Source organism: Streptomyces sp. Ru72, from assembly GCF_002920635.1.
Taxonomy (GTDB): Bacteria; Actinomycetota; Actinomycetes; order Streptomycetales; family Streptomycetaceae; genus Streptomyces.
In genome coordinates, this window is the sequence record NZ_PQSR01000009.1 from 36,136 (window position 1) to 52,016 (window position 15,881).

The window sequence follows — 15,881 nt, forward strand, 5'->3', positions numbered from 1 at the left end:
CAGCACAGAAGCACCTCGAGCGCAAGATGCTTCTCATGGGTTGGACTGTTCCGATGCTGGCACAGGGTGCATTGATTAGGGAAATAGCTACACTCGGTCGGGTTGATCGGTGTCGGCTATCAGTAACCGGGAGTAGGAGCATGGCCGCGGGTGGGACCAGGACCAACGGACGCCGCCAGCCCACGCTCGCCCAGTTGCGCGCCTTCGCCGCCGTCGCCGAGCATCTGCACTTCCGGGACGCCGCCGCCGCGATCGGCATGAGCCAGCCCGCCCTGTCGGGCGCCGTCTCCGCCCTGGAGGAGGTGCTCGGCGTCACCCTGCTGGAGCGCACCACCCGCAAGGTGCTCCTGTCACCCGCCGGTGAGCGCCTCGCCGTACGGGCCAAGGCGGTGCTGGAGGAGGTCGGCGCGCTGATGGAGGAGGCCGAGGCCGTCCGCGCCCCCTTCACCGGGGCGCTGCGGCTCGGCGTGATCCCGACGGTGGCACCGTACCTCCTGCCCACCGTCCTCAATCTCGTCCACGACCGCTATCCGCACCTCGACCTCCAGGTCCACGAGGAGCAGACCGCGAACCTGCTCGACGGGCTGACCACCGGCCGCCTCGACCTGCTGCTGCTCGCCGTCCCCCTCGGCGTGCCCGGAGTCGTGGAACTCCCGCTCTTCGACGAGGACTTCGTCCTCGTCACCCCGCTCGACCACTGGCTCGGCGGCCGGGACGGGATACCCCGCGAGGCGCTGCGCGAGCTGAACCTGCTGCTCCTGGACGAGGGGCACTGCCTGCGCGACCAGGCCCTCGACATCTGCCGGGAGGCGGGTCGTGAGGACGTCCCGGTGACCACGACCGCGGCCGGTCTGTCCACCCTCGTCCAGCTCGTCGCGGGCGGCCTCGGCGTCACGCTGCTGCCCCGCACCGCCGTCGGGGTGGAGACCACCCGCAACGGCCGGCTCCTCACCGGCTACTTCGCGGACCCGGCCCCGACCCGGCGCGTCGCCTTCGCCATGCGCGCGGGCGCGGCACGCGGTCCTGAGTACGAGGAGCTGGCCGCGTCCCTGCGCGAGGCGCTGCGGCCGCTCCCCGTACGGGTGCTGGGGCCCGGCGACTGACCGGGCCCCGCACCGGCTACTCCGTGCGCAGCCCGTCCGGCCGCATCAGCCGCAGCAGCGGCGGGAGGCTGAGCGCGGTGACCAGCAGCACGACCCCCGCGCCGAGAGCGGTCATCGTCAGCACGCTCGCCCAGTCCACGCTCACCGTGGCGGCGGACATCTTCAGCAGGACGGCGCCCAGCGTCAGACCGACCACCGAGGCCAGCAGCAGGCCGAGCGCGATGGGGATCGCCGTCTGCCACAGCACCGACAGGCTCAGCGTGCGGCGCCGGGTGCCGAAGGCGACCAGAGACGACAGCAGCTTCTTGCGCTCGCGCAGCTGCTCGAGCTGGGAGACGAGCAGGCTCGCGCCGATCAGCATCAGCACGCACGCTGCGCCGACGAACAACCCCCTGCGGATGGAGGTGAAGCGCACGGACTCCTCGGTGGCCGCCCAGGTCATGGGGGTCGAGTACGGGGCGACCCGCGCCGCGGTGTTCCGTACCAAGTCGGGGGCGTCCGGGACCGAACGGTCGAGCGCGAGGTAGATCTCCCCCCGGAAGCCGCGCTCCGCCTGCGCGGGCAGAGCGCCGCGGGTGAACAGGAAACCGCCGCGCCGTACACCGGTCGGGTCCTCACGGGACTGCGCCTGCTTGAGGCCCTGCGGCACCGTCCAGGCGAACTCCGTTCCCTTCTCGTCGCCGTACGAAGGGTCGAGGTACAGGGTGCGGCCCGGCTTTGCCAGGGCCGGCGTATCGGTGTCGTATTCGGCGCCCCGCAGCACGAAGACGTCGCCCTCCCGGCATGAGGGCAGATGCGCCACCTCGCGCAGAGCCGCGCAGTCGCCGACGGTCACGTCACTGCTGGTCTTGGGGTCCTTGCGCCGGTCGCCCATCTCGGAACCGGAGAACGCCATGACCTGGCGGACGCCCTTGGTGCGGCCGAACTCCGCGGCGGCTGGGGCGACCCGGACGTCGCTCGGCAGGCTCACCTGTATCTGCGCCCGTGACACGTCCTGCCGCGACTGCTTCGTGTAGTCGCCCTCGACGCCGGAGAACAGCATCTGCAGGGCGATCGCCCCGGCCACCGCCACCGCGATGCCGTTGACCATGCGGGCGGCGGTGCCGCTGCTCAACTGAAGCCTGCGAACGGCCAGTTGCCAGGCCACGCCACCGGAGTTCAGCCGGGCGACGACCGTCTCGACGACCCACGGCAGCAGCGCGGTGACGCCGACCAGCAGCAGCAGGACACCCCCGACGACCAGGTACTCGTTGAAGTTCCCGTTGGTGTGGCCCTTGCCGAGCATCGGGTAGAGCATCGCGAGCCCGGCCAGCGGCAGCAGCAGGCGCCACCACAGCCTGCGCCGGGCCGGCTTCGCGGTGCGCACCACGCCGAGCGGTTCGATGACGACACCGCGCAGCGCGAACAGGGTGACCATGACCGCGGCCGCCGGGACCGCGACCGCCACGAGCAGGGCCAGTGTGGGAGAGGGGTTCATGTAGCTGGGGAAGACGCTGACGCCGAACACCTCGACGGATGCGGCGAGCTGACGTCCGACCAGGAAGAACGCGGTGCCGAAGAGCAGTCCGAGCAGTGACCCCGCGAGCGCCTCGCCGGCGGCGATGCGCCGGGTCATCCCGCTGTCCGAACCCACCAGCCGCAGCGCCGCCAGCCTGCGGTCGCGCCGCTCGCCGCCGAACCGCACGGCCGCGGCGATGAAGACGCCGACGGGCATGAGCAGGACGACGAAGACGACCAGGGTCAGCAGGAGAAGGACGGGGTCCGTCTTCTCGGACGTGGGTTCTTCGTCCCCGAACATGTCGATCCGGGCCACGTTCGGGGGGTCGATCTTCGCGGCGAGCCCTTGGGCACCCGCGTAGTAGGCCAGTTCGTGCGAGCCGATGAGCCCGCTCTCCGCGATGGTGCCGGTGATCCGGTACGGCAGCCGCTGCCGCAGCAGGGCGCCGTCGTCGGACTGGAGCAGTTTCTTCAGTGCGGGCGAGACGACCATCGTGCCCGGCTCCGGGAACCGGTCGAGGCCGGGCGGCAGCGGTGCCCGGGCGCCCTCGGGCTCCATCAGCCGTCCGCGGACGGCCTTCTGCCGGTAGGTGGTGTCGATGTCGGCGATCACCAGCGTGTTGTCGGCCTTCGGCTTGGGCGTCTGGCTGTAGGTGTGGTCCGCGCGCGCGTTGTCCCGCTCGTGCCGCACCGCGATCGCGTTGGGGAGAGCGGTGGTGAGGAGCAGCAGCGCCACGCCGAGACCGACGCCGAAGCCGGTCAGCAGGAGCCGGACCCATCCCTCGCGCCCACTGCTGAACGCGAACCTGGCACCCATCACCAGGTCTCTCGACCACTGACGCCCACTCATACGAGGCGCTCCATGTCCCGGGACTTGCCGTCGCGTACGACGACCTCGCGGTCGGAGTAGGCCGCCACCCGTGCCTCGTGCGTGACCAGGACGACGGCGGCGTTGGTCGAACGGGCCGCCTCGGTGAGCAGTTCCATCACGCGCTCGCCGTTGAGCGAGTCGAGGGCACCGGTGGGTTCGTCGGCGAAGAGCACGCGCGGGCCCGTGACCAGGGCGCGGGCCACGGCCACACGCTGGCCCTGGCCGCCGGATATCTCACCGGGCCGCTTGCCCGCGAGGTCGTCGACCTCGAGCCGGGCCATCCAGGACAGCGCGGCCTGCTCGGCCTGTTTGCGGGAGGTGCCGTTCAGCCGCAGCGGCAGGGCCACGTTCTCCACACAGGTCAGCTCGGGGACGAGCTGACCGAACTGGAAGACGAACCCGAACTCGCTGCGGCGCAGCAGGCTGCGCTGGGCATCGCTCATACCGGCCATCTCGCGGCCGTTGTAGACGATGGAACCGGCGTCGGGTGGCACGATCCCGGCCAGGCAGTGCAGCAGGGTCGACTTGCCCGACCCGGAGGGGCCCATGACGGCGACGATCTCGCCGGGGTGGATGGAGAACTCCGCGCCGTCCAGTGCGAGGGTGGGCCCGTACGCCTTGCGCAGGCCCTCGGCGGCGAGCAGGGAACCAGCGGGAGCAGTCACTCGGCCACCGCCTCGGCGAGCTTGGCCAGCCGTGCGGCGGTCAGCTCGAGCCACCGCAGGTCGGCCTCCAGGTGGAACAGGGCGTGGTCGCAGATCAACTGGTCGGCCAGGTCGCCCTTGCGTTTGCGGTCGGTCAGGATCCGCATCGTCCGCAGGTGCTCAGCGCGCTGAGTGTCGAGGATGCCGGCCGCGTCGCGGTGGGTGAGCAGCGCGATGACGACCTTGCTGTACAGGGTCGACTGCAGATACGGCTCCGGCTTCTCCGGCGTCGCCAGCCACCGCTGGACGTCGGTGACGCCGGCGTCGGTGATGGCGTACCGCTTGCGCTCGGGCCCGCCGCCGGGCTCGATCCCGTCGACCTCCACGAGCCCGTTCTTCAGCAACCGGGACATCGTCGAGTAGACCTGACCGTAGTGCAGCGGCCGGTCATGACCGAACTTCTCGTCGAAGGCCCGCTTCAGGTCGTAACCGTGGCGGGGCCCGGACTCCAGGAGTCCGAGGAGAGTGTGACCGATGGACATGCGGAGCACTGTACATACGGCGTATACACCTTGCGTATACATGGCGCGTAGAGGCAGTGACTGCGCGTTGGTCCGTGCAGGTGGGGGCTGATTGTCACGGTTCTGCCACACAGTCACCCCCACCGGGCCCGTCCAGGGGCCGTGCTCGAAGAGCCGGGCGAGTTCGAGGACGAGGCCGCAGGTCGATGTGGGAGTCTGCGGGGCGAGCCCCCGACGGAGGCCTACGCTTCCGGTTCTCCCGAGGCCGGTGGTCGCCCCCGGCGTGGGATCGGCTTGGCCTCGCGCGGCAGGCGCCCCGCCTCCGCCAGAGCCCGTCGCAGCAGGAACTCGATCTGGGCGTTCGCCGAGCGCAGTTCGTCCGAGGCCCAGCGGGCGAGCGCCTCGTACACCGACGGGTCGAGCCGCAACAGCACCTGTTTGCGCTGCTGCGGCCGACGCTGGGGGTCCGCGCCCCCGGAGGGAGCCGTCACTGGTAGAGGGACCCCGTGTTCAGGACCGGCTGCGGCGCCCGGTCCCCGCACAGCACCACCATCAGGTTCGACACCATCGCCGCCTTCCGCTCCTCGTCCAGCTCCACGATGTCCCGCTCCGCGATCCGGGCGAGCGCCGCCTCGACCATCCCGACCGCGCCGTCGACGATCTGCCGCCGCGCCGCGACCACCGCCCCGGCCTGCTGCCGCTGGAGCATCGCGGACGCGATCTCCGGAGCGTACGCGAGGTGCGTGAACCGTGACTCGATGATCCGCACGCCGGCGGCCTCCACGCGCGCGTGCAGCTCGGCGGCGAGCTTCTCGGTGATCTCCTCGGCGTTGCCGCGCAGCGACAGCCCGTCCTCCTCATGGGCGTCGTACGGGTATTCGATCGCGATGTGCCGCACGGCCGCCTCGGTCTGTGTGGCGACGAACTCCAGGAAGTCGTCGACCTCGAAGGTGGCCTGGGCCGTGTCCTCCACCTTCCAGACCACCACCGCGGCCAGCTCGATCGGGTTGCCGTAGGCGTCGTTGACCTTCAGGACGGCGGTCTCGTGGTTTCTGACCCTGGTCGAGATCTTCGTGCGCGAGGTGAAGGGATTCACCCAGCGCAGCCCGTCCTGCCGGATGGTGCCGCGGTAGCGCCCGAAGAGCTGCACCACCCGTGCCTCGCCCGGCGCCACCATGTTCAGACCGCACATCGCGAGGAACGCCGCCAAGCCGATCAGCACGCCGGCGACGATGAGCGCGGCCTTGACGCCGGATGCGGTGACCGTCGCGCCGACGGCGACCAGACCGACGCCAAGGGCCAGCCCCACCAGCCCGAGCAGCAGCGCCAGTCCGCCGCCGATGCTGTGTGCCGGGAACTCCCGCACGCGCGGGCTGGGCATCTCGGGTATGTCCGTGGAGGCGGACGCGGCTTGTGTCGACATGGGTGGTCTCCCCCGGTTTCGTCTCTAGCTCCGAACTAGCAAAGTGATAACACATTACCCTCCTGGACAACCTTCCACTCCTCCTGATCGTCGATTCCGATGGGACGGGTGCTGGATCTCACGTCCGTAAAAGACGTGATCGACAACCCTTTGTCATACCGCGCGGTGTTAGTTTTCTGAGCTGACCTGAACCACGCACCTGTGTGACGCACGAGAGTGAAGCGGAGCGGATCGACCCATGGGACGAGCGGAAGAGAGACGAGCGCGGCAGCGCGGTGGCCGCCGCGCGGCGCCCAAGAGCTCGCCCGGGACGACCCGGTCGGCGTCGGTCGGCACGGTCGGCCAGGGCGGAGCGCCGGCCGGCGGCAGGGCCGCCGCGCGGGCCGCCAGGAATCGCGGAAAGGGCGGCAAGGGCGGTAAGAGCGGCATACGCCGGTTCTTCACCTGGAAGACGGTCCTCGGCTCGCTCTTCGGCTTCGTGCTGCTGGTCATGGGCGCGTTCGTGGCGCTGTACGTGATGACTCCCATCCCGGCGGCGAACGCCGACGCCACGCTGCAGAGCAACGTCTACAAGTACAGCGACGGCTCGATCCTCACCCGCAGCGGCAAGCTCAACCGGGAGACGGTCGACCTCGCCGAGGTCCCCAAGCCCGTCCAGCACACCTTCGTCGCCGCCGAGAACAAGACGTTCTACCAGGACGCGGGCGTCGACCTGAGGGGCACGGCCCGCGGCCTCCTCAACACGCTCTCCGGCAAGGGCGCGCAGGGCGGTTCGACGATCACCCAGCAGTACGTCAAGAACTACTACCTGACCCAGAACCAGACCGTCACGCGCAAGCTGAAGGAACTGGTCATCTCGCTGAAACTGGACCGCAAGAAGTCCAAGGACTACATCCTCGCGGGCTACATCAACACGAGCTACTACGGGCGGGGCGCCTACGGCATCCAGGCCGCGGCGCAGGCCTACTACCACAAGGACGCCAAGAACCTCACGGTCGAGCAGGGCGCGTACCTGGCCGCCCTGCTCCAGGCACCGAACCAGTACGACTGGGCGATCGCCAGCGACACCGGCAAGAGGCTGGTGCAGCAGCGCTGGAACTACGTCCTGAACAACATGGTCGAGATGCACTGGCTGGACGCGGGCAAGCGCCAGGCCATGAAGTTCCCGGTGCCCCTGGCACCCAAGGGCGCGCCCGGTATGGAGGGGCAGACCGGCTACCTGGTCGACGCGGCCAACGCGGCGCTGGAGAAGCAGCTCGTCGCCCAGGGCACCGCCTCCACCCTCAGCGACGCCGAGGCGCTGATCACCAAGGGCGGCTGGACGATCACGCTGAACATCGACAAGAAGAAGCAGACCGGGCTGGAGCGGGCCGTCAAGCAGCAACTGACCAGCAAGCTCGACCAGAAGAAGCGTGCCGTCGACGGCGCCGTCCAGGCCGGTGCCGTCTCCGTCGACCCGAGGACGGGCAAGGTCCTCGCCCTCTACGGCGGCGTCGACTACTTCAAGCACTACACCAACAACGCGACGCGCCGCGACTACCAGCCCGCCTCCACGTTCAAGCCGGTCATCCTCGCCGCCGCCCTGGACGAGGGCGCCAAGACCCAGGACGGCCGACAGATCGACGCGAACACGATCTACGACGGCACCAGCGGCCGCCAGGTCGTGGACAACGGCACCAAGGTCGGCTTCGCCCCGCCGAACGAGGACGACCAGGACTACGGACCCATCACCGTCCAGACGGCGATGAACGACTCCGTCAACTCCGTCTTCGCGCAGATGGGTGTCGACGTGGGCATGGCCGAGGTGATGAAGGTCGCCGGCAAGCTCGGCATGGACACCAAGGGAATGCAGGCGGTTCCCGCGCAGACGCTGGGCTCCATGGGCGCGAGCCCGATGGAGATGGCCGGCATCTACGCCACCCTCGACAACCACGGCAAGAAGGTCACCCCGACGATCATCAAGTCGGCCGAGCACAACAACACCGCGGTCACCTTCCCCAACCCGATAGGCGACCAGGTCATCACCCCCGAGGCCGCCGACACGGTGACCTCGGTGCTCACCGGCGTGGTCGACGACGGTACGGCCAAGACATCGGTGGCGAACAACCCGGCGCGCCACGGCCAGCAGGTCGCCGGCAAGACGGGTACGTCCGACAACAACAAGTCGGCCTGGTTCACCGGCTTCACGCCGAACCTGGTGACCTCCGTCGGCCTGTTCGGCGAGGACCCCAAGACCCATGCCCAGGTTCCGATGACGGGTGCCACCGGCGACGTCCCGGGCAGCCCCAGCGGCCGTATCAACGGCGGTAGCTACCCGGCCCTGATCTGGGCGGCGTACACCTTCCAGGCGATGGGCCCGGTCAGCAAGTTCCAGCTGGACACCACGCAGGGCGCGGCCGTCCAGCCGAGTGTGACACCGACCCCCTCGCAGTCGCCGACCACCTCGCCGTCGTCGTCGCCGACCTCGCAGAAGCCGACGACCAGGCCCCCGACGAGCTCGGCCCCGCCGTCGAGCTCGCCGACGACGAGCAGGCCTCCGACGAGCTCGGCGCCGCCGTCGCCGACCAACTCGCCGTCGCAGCCGACGCCGCCGGAGAATCCGCTCGACCCCCACGGCGGCGGCCACTAGGCCCTGCCCTACGCGAAGGGCGCCCGGTGGACCGGCCACCGGGCGCCCTTCGCGCTGTCGTACCTCAGAGCCTGTGTCGCCGTCGTAGCCGGGAGCCTGTGCCGGACACAGGCTCTCAGCCCCGGTTCAGCTCGAACCAGACCACCTTGCCGGTGCTCAGCCGGGTCGCACCCCAGCGCCGGGCCAGCCGGTTCACCAGGTAAAGACCCCGACCGCCCTCGTCCGTGGCCCGTGCCTGCCGCAGACGCGGCAGCTGAGGCACGTCGTCGCCCACCTCGCAGCGCAGCACGTCGGTGCGCAGCAGCCGTAGCGTGATCGGACGCGACGCATACCGCACGGCGTTCGTGACGACCTCGCTGACCAGCAGCTCCACCGAATCCGTCAGGTCCTGCAGCCCCCAGCGGTCGAGCGCCCGGCGCGCCAGCCGCCTGGCGCGGCTCGGCGCCGCGTCCTCGGGCTCCAGCACCCAGTACGCGACGTCGCTCGGGGCGATCCCGTCGAAGCGGGCGGCGAGCAGCGCGATGTCGTCGTCGCGGTCGCCGGGCCCCAGCATGTCGAGCACCTCGTCGCACAACGCCTCCAGCGGCGGCGGGTGGTCGGCACCGGTGATTTGGGCGGTCGCGGCGAGCTTCTCCCGCAGCTGCTCTATGCCGGTCCACACGTCCCGCAGGCGCGACTCGACCAGCCCGTCGGTGTACAGCAGCAGGGTGGCGCCGGCCGGGGCGTCCAGCTCCACCGCCTCGAAGTCCACCCCGCCCACGCCGATGGGCGCGCCCGCGGGCACCCGCAGCACCTCGGCGCGGCCGCCCAGGTGCAGCAGCACCGGCGGTGGATGGCCCGCGTTGGCGATGGTGATCCGGTGCGAGACCGGGTCGTACACCGCGTACAGGCAGGTCGCCATGCGGTCGGTGCCGAGCCGCTGCGCCTGCTCGTCGAGGTGGTGCAGCACCTCCTGCGGCGGCAGGTCGAGACCTGCCAGTGTCTGGGCCGTCGTCCGCAGCTGCCCCATGATCGCCGCCGACGTCATGGAGTGGCCCATCACGTCACCCACGACGAGCGCGACCCGGCTGCCCGGCAGCGGAATCGCGTCGTACCAGTCCCCGCCCACCCGCGCGGTCTCCGCGGCCGGCAGATAGCGGGACGCCAGCCGCACGCCCGTCGGGTTGGGCAGCGTCTCCGGCAGCATGGTGCGCTGCAACTCGTCCGCGATGTACGCCTCACGGCCGTACAGCACCGCCTTGTCGATGCCGAGCGCGCTGTGCGTGGCGAGCTGCGCGGCGACCAGCAGGTCGTCGGCCTCGAACGCCGGGCGCTCCGCGCGGCGCAGGAACAGCACGGCGCCGATCACCCGGCGCCGTCCGCGCAGCGGCGCGAGGATGGCGCGCTGGCCCGGAGGGACCGTCAGCTCGTCGCCCAGCAGCTCGGGCAGTGCGGCCCGGGCGGCGGGCGCGTCCGCGAACACCGGCCGCACCCCGCGCAGCACCTCGGCGAGCGCACCGCCGGGCCGCACCTCGCACAGCTCGTTGCTCAGCTCGACGACCCCGGAGTCCTCCGGCACCGGAACCGGCAGGATGCCGTCCTCCAGGTCCCGCTCCTGCGGTATCCGGTCGGTGCGCCGCAACCGCAGCACCAGGGGACCGGTGGGGCGCTCGTCGCCCACCGGCAGCGGGTCGCGCAGATACACGAGGATCGCGTCCGAGAACGTGGGCACGGTGGCCCGGCACAAGCCCATCACGATCTCGTCCAGGTCGATGCCGCGGGCGATCCGCCGGGTCGCGGCGCCCACGAAACGCAGCCGGTCGCCGTCGCGCCGCATCGGCATGGGCCCGCTCGGCAGGCCCTGGCCGGTGCGCCGATCCTTGCCGCCGGGCAGGGCGGCGGGACGGTTCTGGTCCCCGCTCGGCTGGACCGGGATCACCTCCGGGGCAGGACGCGGCCGGTGCGTGTCGGGTTCGTCCGCGGCCGGCTGGGAGTGCTCGGTGCCATCCGCCGCGGGCAGCGGGGTGGACGCGCCACCCGGGGAGCCCGGCGATCCGTGCTGGGCGCAGGGCGCCGGCGCGGCGGGCGTGTCACCCGCCCGCGTCTGTGCGGGTAAAGCCGTGGCCGGCGGAGAGGTGAGCGGCTCCGGGGTACGCAGGAGCGCCCCGCGGGGCTCCGCGGGGCCGACGCCCGGCTGGGGGCGCTCGTGGGAGGTCGGGTGCTCCGTCACGCGTGTCGAATCCATCCGTCCGGGGCTGCGCGCCGTGCGTGCAGTTCGTCCCGCCGTGAAGCCGATACCCGGAATACGTGCCCCAGGAACGGATTTCCCGCCAGGTCACACGACGTTCCTGGTGCACCGGTCGGACGAGCCGTCCCGGTCTGGCCCTCGTACCCCTCGCTCACGTCCTGCCGCCCCTCGGTGACGTTCGGTCAAGCCCAGCGCTTACTGCGGGAGTTGCTGTGGTGCGCCCTTGCGGAGGACGATCCTACGGTTGTACCGCGGGGGCGCAACAAGGGTCTCATGACGTCGTGTACGCGGGAGTACGGTCCCAGTCGTCCGGCAGCCGCGGCACCGACCAGGCCGGATCGGGACGCCAGTGCTGCCAGCCGTCCGAGAACGGCGTGCCCCAGGCGCGGATCACCTCCACCGCGGACCGTCCCGCCTCCCGTACCCGCTCGGCGAGCTGAGCGTCGATCAGGCCGTCCTGCTGGGCCTGTGCGAACTCGTCCTCGTCGCGCCAGTCCCAACTGCGGTCCGGGTAGACGCAGATGTCCAGGAAGTGGTCCTCGGAATCGACGCCGCCGGCCCAGCGCACCAGCGGCTCCTCCAGGTTGACGTACCAGTTCTTGAAGCGCCAGCCCGGGTCCCAGAACAGCCACACCGACCAGGGCTCCCCGGGCCGGGCCAGCTTGAGCACTCCGGTGCCGAACCAGCGGTCGAACTGCACGGTGCGCGGCTTGGTGTAGCGGGTCCGGAGCGGCTCGGCGTGCAGCGGAGTGCCGTCGGCGAGGACGGGCCGCACGCACGTGGTCCCCGGCGCCATCCACACGGCCAGCAGATCCGAGTCGTCGCGTACGACGGTCACGGGTCGGGCGATGTGAAAGCGCTCGCCCGCGTTCTCCCGGTACCGCCACAGGATCTGGTCACCGGGCGCCCAACGCCCCGTCACCCCGTCGGCTTCGCCCGCTTCGCCCGCTTCCACTCGTCTCACCGCTCCACCCTCTGCCATGCACAGATATTAGGTGCCCCAGGCATACGACGCTGTGGTGCCCGTCATCGGTTCGCGTCACGGGCGGGTGATGTGCGTCGATATGGGGCGAGGCGTTACGGGTGTGTCATCCGCAGGACATCAAGCGCCTCGTCGAGCTGGTCGAGGGTGAGGTCGCCGCGGTCCACATAGCCGGACTCCAGGACGACTTGACGGATCGTCTTGCGTTCGGCGAGCGCCTTCTTCGCGACCTTCGCGGCCTCTTCGTAGCCGATGTACCGGTTGAGCGGCGTGACGACGGAGGGTGACGACTCGGCGTACTCGCGGGCGCGTTCGCGGTGGGCGACGATGCCGTCGATCGTGCGGTCGGCGAGGAGCCGCGAGACATTGGCGAGGAGCCGCACGGATTCGAGCACGTTCTTGGCGATGACCGGCATCATCACGTTGAGCTCGAAGTTGCCGGAGGCGCCGGCGGTGGCCACGGTGGCGTCGTTCCCGACGACCTGGGCGGCGACCATGAGAACGGCCTCGGGGATCACGGGGTTGACCTTGCCGGGCATGATCGAGGAGCCGGGCTGCAGGTCGGGGAGGCTGATCTCGGCGAGGCCGGTGCGGGGGCCGGAGGCCATCCACCGCAGATCATTGGCGATCTTCGTGAACCCCACGGCGATGGTGCGCAGCTGCCCGCTGATCTCGACGATCCCGTCCCGGGCGCCCTGGGCCTCGAAGTGGTTGCGGGCCTCGGTGAGCGGGAGCCCGGTGGTGCGGGCGATCTCGGCGATGACGGCGGCGGAGAAGCCGGGCGGGGTGTTGATGCCGGTGCCGACGGCGGTGCCGCCGAGGGGGAGTTCGGCGAGGCGGGGGAGGGAGGCGGTGAGCCGCTCGATGCCGTACCGCACCTGTGCGGCGTACCCCCCGAACTCCTGACCGAGCGTCACGGGGGTGGCGTCCATGAGGTGCGTCCGGCCGGACTTCACCACATCGGCGAACTCCTCGGCCTTGCGTTCGAGGGAGGTGGCGAGGTGGTCGAGAGCGGGGACGAGGTCCCGGCTGACGGCGGCGGTGGCGGCGATGTGGAGGGAGGAGGGGAAGACGTCGTTGGACGACTGGGACGCGTTGACGTGGTCGTTCGGGTGCACGTCCCGGCCGAGGCGCTCGGTCGCGAGGGTGGCGATGACCTCGTTGGTGTTCATGTTGGAGGAGGTGCCGGAGCCCGTCTGGAAGACGTCGACGGGGAAGTGCTCGTCCCACCGGCCCTCGGCCACCTCGGCGGCGGCCTCCTGAATGGCGTCGGCGACGTCCTTGTCGAGCACGCCCAGCTCCGCGTTGACCTTGGCGGCGGCGGACTTGATGCGGGCGAGCGCCTCGATGTGCGCGCGCTCGATCCGCTGCCCGGAGACGGGGAAGTTCTCCACGGCACGCTGTGTCTGCGCGCGCCACTTGGCGTGGAGGGGGACCTGGACCTCGCCCATGGAGTCGTGCTCGATGCGGTATTCGCTCATGCCGGGTACAGCGCGGGGGAGGGCGGGGTTGTTCCGTGGGTGGGCCGGATGGGGGTGCGGGCCGGTGGGCGGTTGCGGCCACTGGGTCCGCGTCTGCCTTTCCTGCCCTCCCCGTCCCTGGGGGCCGCGTCCCCAGACACCCGCTTCGGCCCTGACGGCCTCGTCGTCAAACTCCGCAAACTCTTCGAGCAGGGGGGCGCCAGATGGGCTGAATCGATGCCGACCGGCGCTGAACACATCAGCCCCTCCTTTGGGAGATCCAGCCGCGCCGACGTTTGAGGGGCGGGGGTGCGGGGGCTGGCCCCGGATGGGTCTGGGGCGGAGCCCCGGGGGGGTGCGGAGGCGGGGCGCCGCGAGGGGTGCGGGGGCGGAGTCTCCGGCGGGGGTGAAGGGGGGAGTCCCGTGGTGGGGGTTTCTGGTGGGGCGTCGCGAGGGGTGCGGGGGCGCGGTCCCCGCTGGGGTGCGGGGGCGGAGCCTCCGGCGGGGGTGAAGGGGGTGGAGTCCCTGGCGGCGTTTCTGGTGGGGCGTCGCGAGGGTGTGGGGGACGCAGTCCCGGCCGGGGCGCGGGAGGGAGCCCCTCACGGTCCAAGGGAAGCCCCCGGTAGGTTTTCTGGTGGGGCGTCGCTTGGGTGTGGGGGACGCAGTCCCGGCCGGGGCGCGGGGGCGGAGCCCCTCACGGTCCAAGGGAAGCCCCGGTGGGGTTGAAGGGGCGGAGCCCCTGGGTGGGACGGTCGAGGTGGCGGGGGCGAAACCCCAAGGGTCGGCCCCCGCCGTAGCTTGAGGGCTACGCCAGGCCCGGTCCCCGCACCGGGATCGACGTGAACGTCGGCTGGGGCGCCGGGTCCTTGAAGAAGTCGTTGCCCTTGTCATCGACCACGATGAACGCCGGGAAGTCCTCCACCTCGATCTTCCAGACCGCCTCCATGCCCAGCTCCTCATACTCGAGGACCTCGACCTTCTTGATGCAGTCCTGGGCGAGGCGGGCCGCCGGGCCGCCGATGGACCCCAGGTAGAAGCCGCCGTGCGCCGCACACGCGTCCGTGACCTGCTTGCTCCGGTTGCCCTTCGCCAGCATCACCTTCGAGCCGCCCGCCGCCTGGAACTGCTCGACGTAGGAGTCCATGCGGCCGGCCGTCGTCGGGCCGAAGGAGCCGGAGGCGTAGCCCTCGGGGGTCTTCGCCGGGCCGGCGTAGTACACCGGGTGGTCCTTCAGGTACTGCGGCATCTCCTCACCCGCGTCCAGACGTTCCTTGATCTTCGCGTGGGCGATGTCCCGGGCGACGACCAGCGGTCCCGTCAGGGACAGGCGGGTCTTGACCGGGTACTTCGTCAGCTCGGCGAGGATCGCCTCCATCGGCTGGTTCAGGTCGATCCTCACGACCTCCCCCTCGTCCAGATGGGCGTCCGTCGTGTCCGGCAGGAAGCGGGCCGGGTCCGTCTCCAGCTGCTCCAGGAACACGCCCTCCGCCGTGATCTTGGCGACCGCCTGCCGGTCCGCCGAGCACGACACCGCGATCGCCACCGGGCAGGACGCACCGTGCCGCGGGAGACGCACCACGCGCACGTCGTGGCAGAAGTACTTGCCGCCGAACTGGGCCCCGATCCCGATCTTCTGCGTGAGCTCGAAGACCTTCTCCTCCAGCTCCTTGTCACGGAAGCCGTGCCCCAGCTCCGAGCCCTCGGTCGGCAGCTCGTCCAGGTAGTGCGCGGAGGCGTACTTCGCGGTCTTCAGGGCGTACTCCGCGCTCGTACCGCCGACGACGATCGCCAGGTGGTACGGCGGGCACGCGGCCGTGCCCAGCGAGCGGATCTTCTCCTCCAGGAACTTCATCATGGAGGCCTCGTTCAGGACGGCCTTCGTCTCCTGGTACAGGAAGGACTTGTTGGCGCTGCCGCCGCCCTTCGCCATGAACAGGAACTTGTAGGCGCCGCCGTCCGTCGCGTACAGCTCGATCTGCGCGGGGAGGTTGGAACCGGTGTTCTTCTCCTCCCACATCGTCAGCGGAGCCATCTGCGAGTAGCGCAGGTTGAGCTTCGTGTAGGCGTCGTAGACGCCGCGGGAGAGGGCCTTCTCGTCCTCGCCCTCCGTCAGCACGTTCTGGCCGCGCTTGCCCATCACGATCGCCGTGCCGGTGTCCTGGCACATCGGCAGCACGCCCGCCGCCGCGATGTTCGCGTTCTTCAGCAGGTCCAGGGCCACGAACTTGTCGTTGGCGCTGGCCTCCGGGTCGTCGATGATGCGGCGCAGCTGCGCCAGGTGGGCGGGGCGCAGGTAGTGCTGGATGTCGTGGACGGCCTCCTCGGCCAGCTTGCGCAGCGCCTCCGGCTCCACCTTGAGGAACGTACGCCCGTCGGGTCCCTCGACGGTGGAGACGCCCTCGGACGTCACCAGCCGGTACGGGGTGGTGTCCTCTCCCGTGGGGAGCAGATCGGTGTACGCGAACTCAGGCATCTCGCCCATTCCTCACTAGACAGACAGCGGCTGGCCTCCGTTGGCAGCGTC

11 protein-coding genes are annotated in these 15,881 nt (G+C 70.7%); 2 read left to right on the forward strand and 9 right to left on the reverse strand.

The annotated features are described in order from the left end of the window. Nucleotides 1-140: 140 nt before the first annotated feature. On the forward strand, nt 141-1,103 hold the full coding sequence (locus C3488_RS06630; RefSeq protein WP_103838370.1) for a LysR substrate-binding domain-containing protein: 963 nt from the start codon (nt 141-143) through the stop codon (nt 1,101-1,103). Between the two features lie 16 nt (nt 1,104-1,119). Here the strand turns inward: C3488_RS06630 and C3488_RS06635 are convergent, their stop codons facing one another. The 5 genes from C3488_RS06635 to C3488_RS06655 all read right to left on the reverse strand — a co-directional run bounded on the left by C3488_RS06635 (nt 1,120) and on the right by C3488_RS06655 (nt 6,059). Then, complete coding sequence (locus C3488_RS06635; RefSeq protein ID WP_103838371.1) at nt 1,120-3,450, reverse strand: ABC transporter permease; 2,331 nt, start codon at nt 3,448-3,450, stop codon at nt 1,120-1,122. Beyond that, the gene (locus C3488_RS06640) at nt 3,447-4,136 is read right to left on the reverse strand and encodes an ABC transporter ATP-binding protein (protein ID WP_103838372.1); all 690 of its coding nucleotides are present in this window, start codon (nt 4,134-4,136) and stop codon (nt 3,447-3,449) included. The genes C3488_RS06635 and C3488_RS06640 overlap by 4 nt, the downstream gene beginning before the upstream one ends. Beyond that, on the reverse strand, nt 4,133-4,657 hold the full coding sequence (locus C3488_RS06645; protein WP_103838373.1) for a PadR family transcriptional regulator: 525 nt from the start codon (nt 4,655-4,657) through the stop codon (nt 4,133-4,135). The genes C3488_RS06640 and C3488_RS06645 overlap by 4 nt, the downstream gene beginning before the upstream one ends. A gap of 221 nt (nt 4,658-4,878) precedes the next feature. Next, entirely contained in the window at nt 4,879-5,127 is a 249-nt protein-coding gene (locus C3488_RS06650) for a hypothetical protein (RefSeq protein WP_103838374.1), read from the reverse strand. Next, nucleotides 5,124-6,059, reverse strand: a complete 936-nt coding sequence (locus tag C3488_RS06655; protein WP_103838375.1) for an SPFH domain-containing protein — start codon at nt 6,057-6,059, stop codon at nt 5,124-5,126. Before C3488_RS06655 ends, C3488_RS06650 begins: the two co-directional genes overlap by 4 nt. 238 nt (nt 6,060-6,297) lie before the next feature. On the opposite strand from C3488_RS06655, the gene C3488_RS06660 reads away from it, so the two are divergent. Continuing rightward, nucleotides 6,298-8,688, forward strand: a complete 2,391-nt coding sequence (locus C3488_RS06660) for a transglycosylase domain-containing protein (RefSeq protein WP_103838376.1) — start codon at nt 6,298-6,300, stop codon at nt 8,686-8,688. Nucleotides 8,689-8,803: 115 nt separating this feature from the next. Here the strand turns inward: C3488_RS06660 and C3488_RS06665 are convergent, their stop codons facing one another. The 4 genes from C3488_RS06665 to C3488_RS06680 form a co-directional block, all read right to left on the reverse strand. Beyond that, complete coding sequence (locus tag C3488_RS06665; RefSeq protein ID WP_103838377.1) at nt 8,804-10,912, reverse strand: SpoIIE family protein phosphatase; 2,109 nt, start codon at nt 10,910-10,912, stop codon at nt 8,804-8,806. Nucleotides 10,913-11,186: 274 nt separating this feature from the next. Continuing rightward, nucleotides 11,187-11,897 (reverse strand): DUF402 domain-containing protein, encoded by a 711-nt coding sequence (locus tag C3488_RS06670; protein WP_103838378.1) that lies wholly within the window; start codon nt 11,895-11,897, stop codon nt 11,187-11,189. A gap of 95 nt (nt 11,898-11,992) precedes the next feature. Then, nucleotides 11,993-13,378: an aspartate ammonia-lyase gene (locus C3488_RS06675; RefSeq protein WP_103838379.1), complete on the reverse strand. Its 1,386-nt coding sequence runs from the start codon at nt 13,376-13,378 to the stop codon at nt 11,993-11,995. A 784-nt stretch (nt 13,379-14,162) separates the two neighbouring features. After that, complete coding sequence (locus C3488_RS06680; RefSeq protein WP_103838380.1) at nt 14,163-15,839, reverse strand: fumarate hydratase; 1,677 nt, start codon at nt 15,837-15,839, stop codon at nt 14,163-14,165. Nucleotides 15,840-15,881: the final 42 nt, after the last annotated feature.

Coding starts and splice junctions, on each gene's coding strand:
- C3488_RS06660 (WP_103838376.1), top strand. CDS start 6,298: ATGGGACGAGCGGAAGAGAGACGAGCGCGGCAGCGCGGTGGCCGCCGC.
- C3488_RS06665 (WP_103838377.1), bottom strand. CDS start 10,912: ATGGATTCGACACGCGTGACGGAGCACCCGACCTCCCACGAGCGCCCC.
- C3488_RS06645 (WP_103838373.1), bottom strand. CDS start 4,657: ATGTCCATCGGTCACACTCTCCTCGGACTCCTGGAGTCCGGGCCCCGC.
- C3488_RS06675 (WP_103838379.1), bottom strand. CDS start 13,378: ATGAGCGAATACCGCATCGAGCACGACTCCATGGGCGAGGTCCAGGTC.
- C3488_RS06680 (WP_103838380.1), bottom strand. CDS start 15,839: ATGGGCGAGATGCCTGAGTTCGCGTACACCGATCTGCTCCCCACGGGA.
- C3488_RS06670 (WP_103838378.1), bottom strand. CDS start 11,897: ATGGCAGAGGGTGGAGCGGTGAGACGAGTGGAAGCGGGCGAAGCGGGC.
- C3488_RS06655 (WP_103838375.1), bottom strand. CDS start 6,059: ATGTCGACACAAGCCGCGTCCGCCTCCACGGACATACCCGAGATGCCC.
- C3488_RS06635 (WP_103838371.1), bottom strand. CDS start 3,450: ATGAGTGGGCGTCAGTGGTCGAGAGACCTGGTGATGGGTGCCAGGTTC.
- C3488_RS06630 (WP_103838370.1), top strand. CDS start 141: ATGGCCGCGGGTGGGACCAGGACCAACGGACGCCGCCAGCCCACGCTC.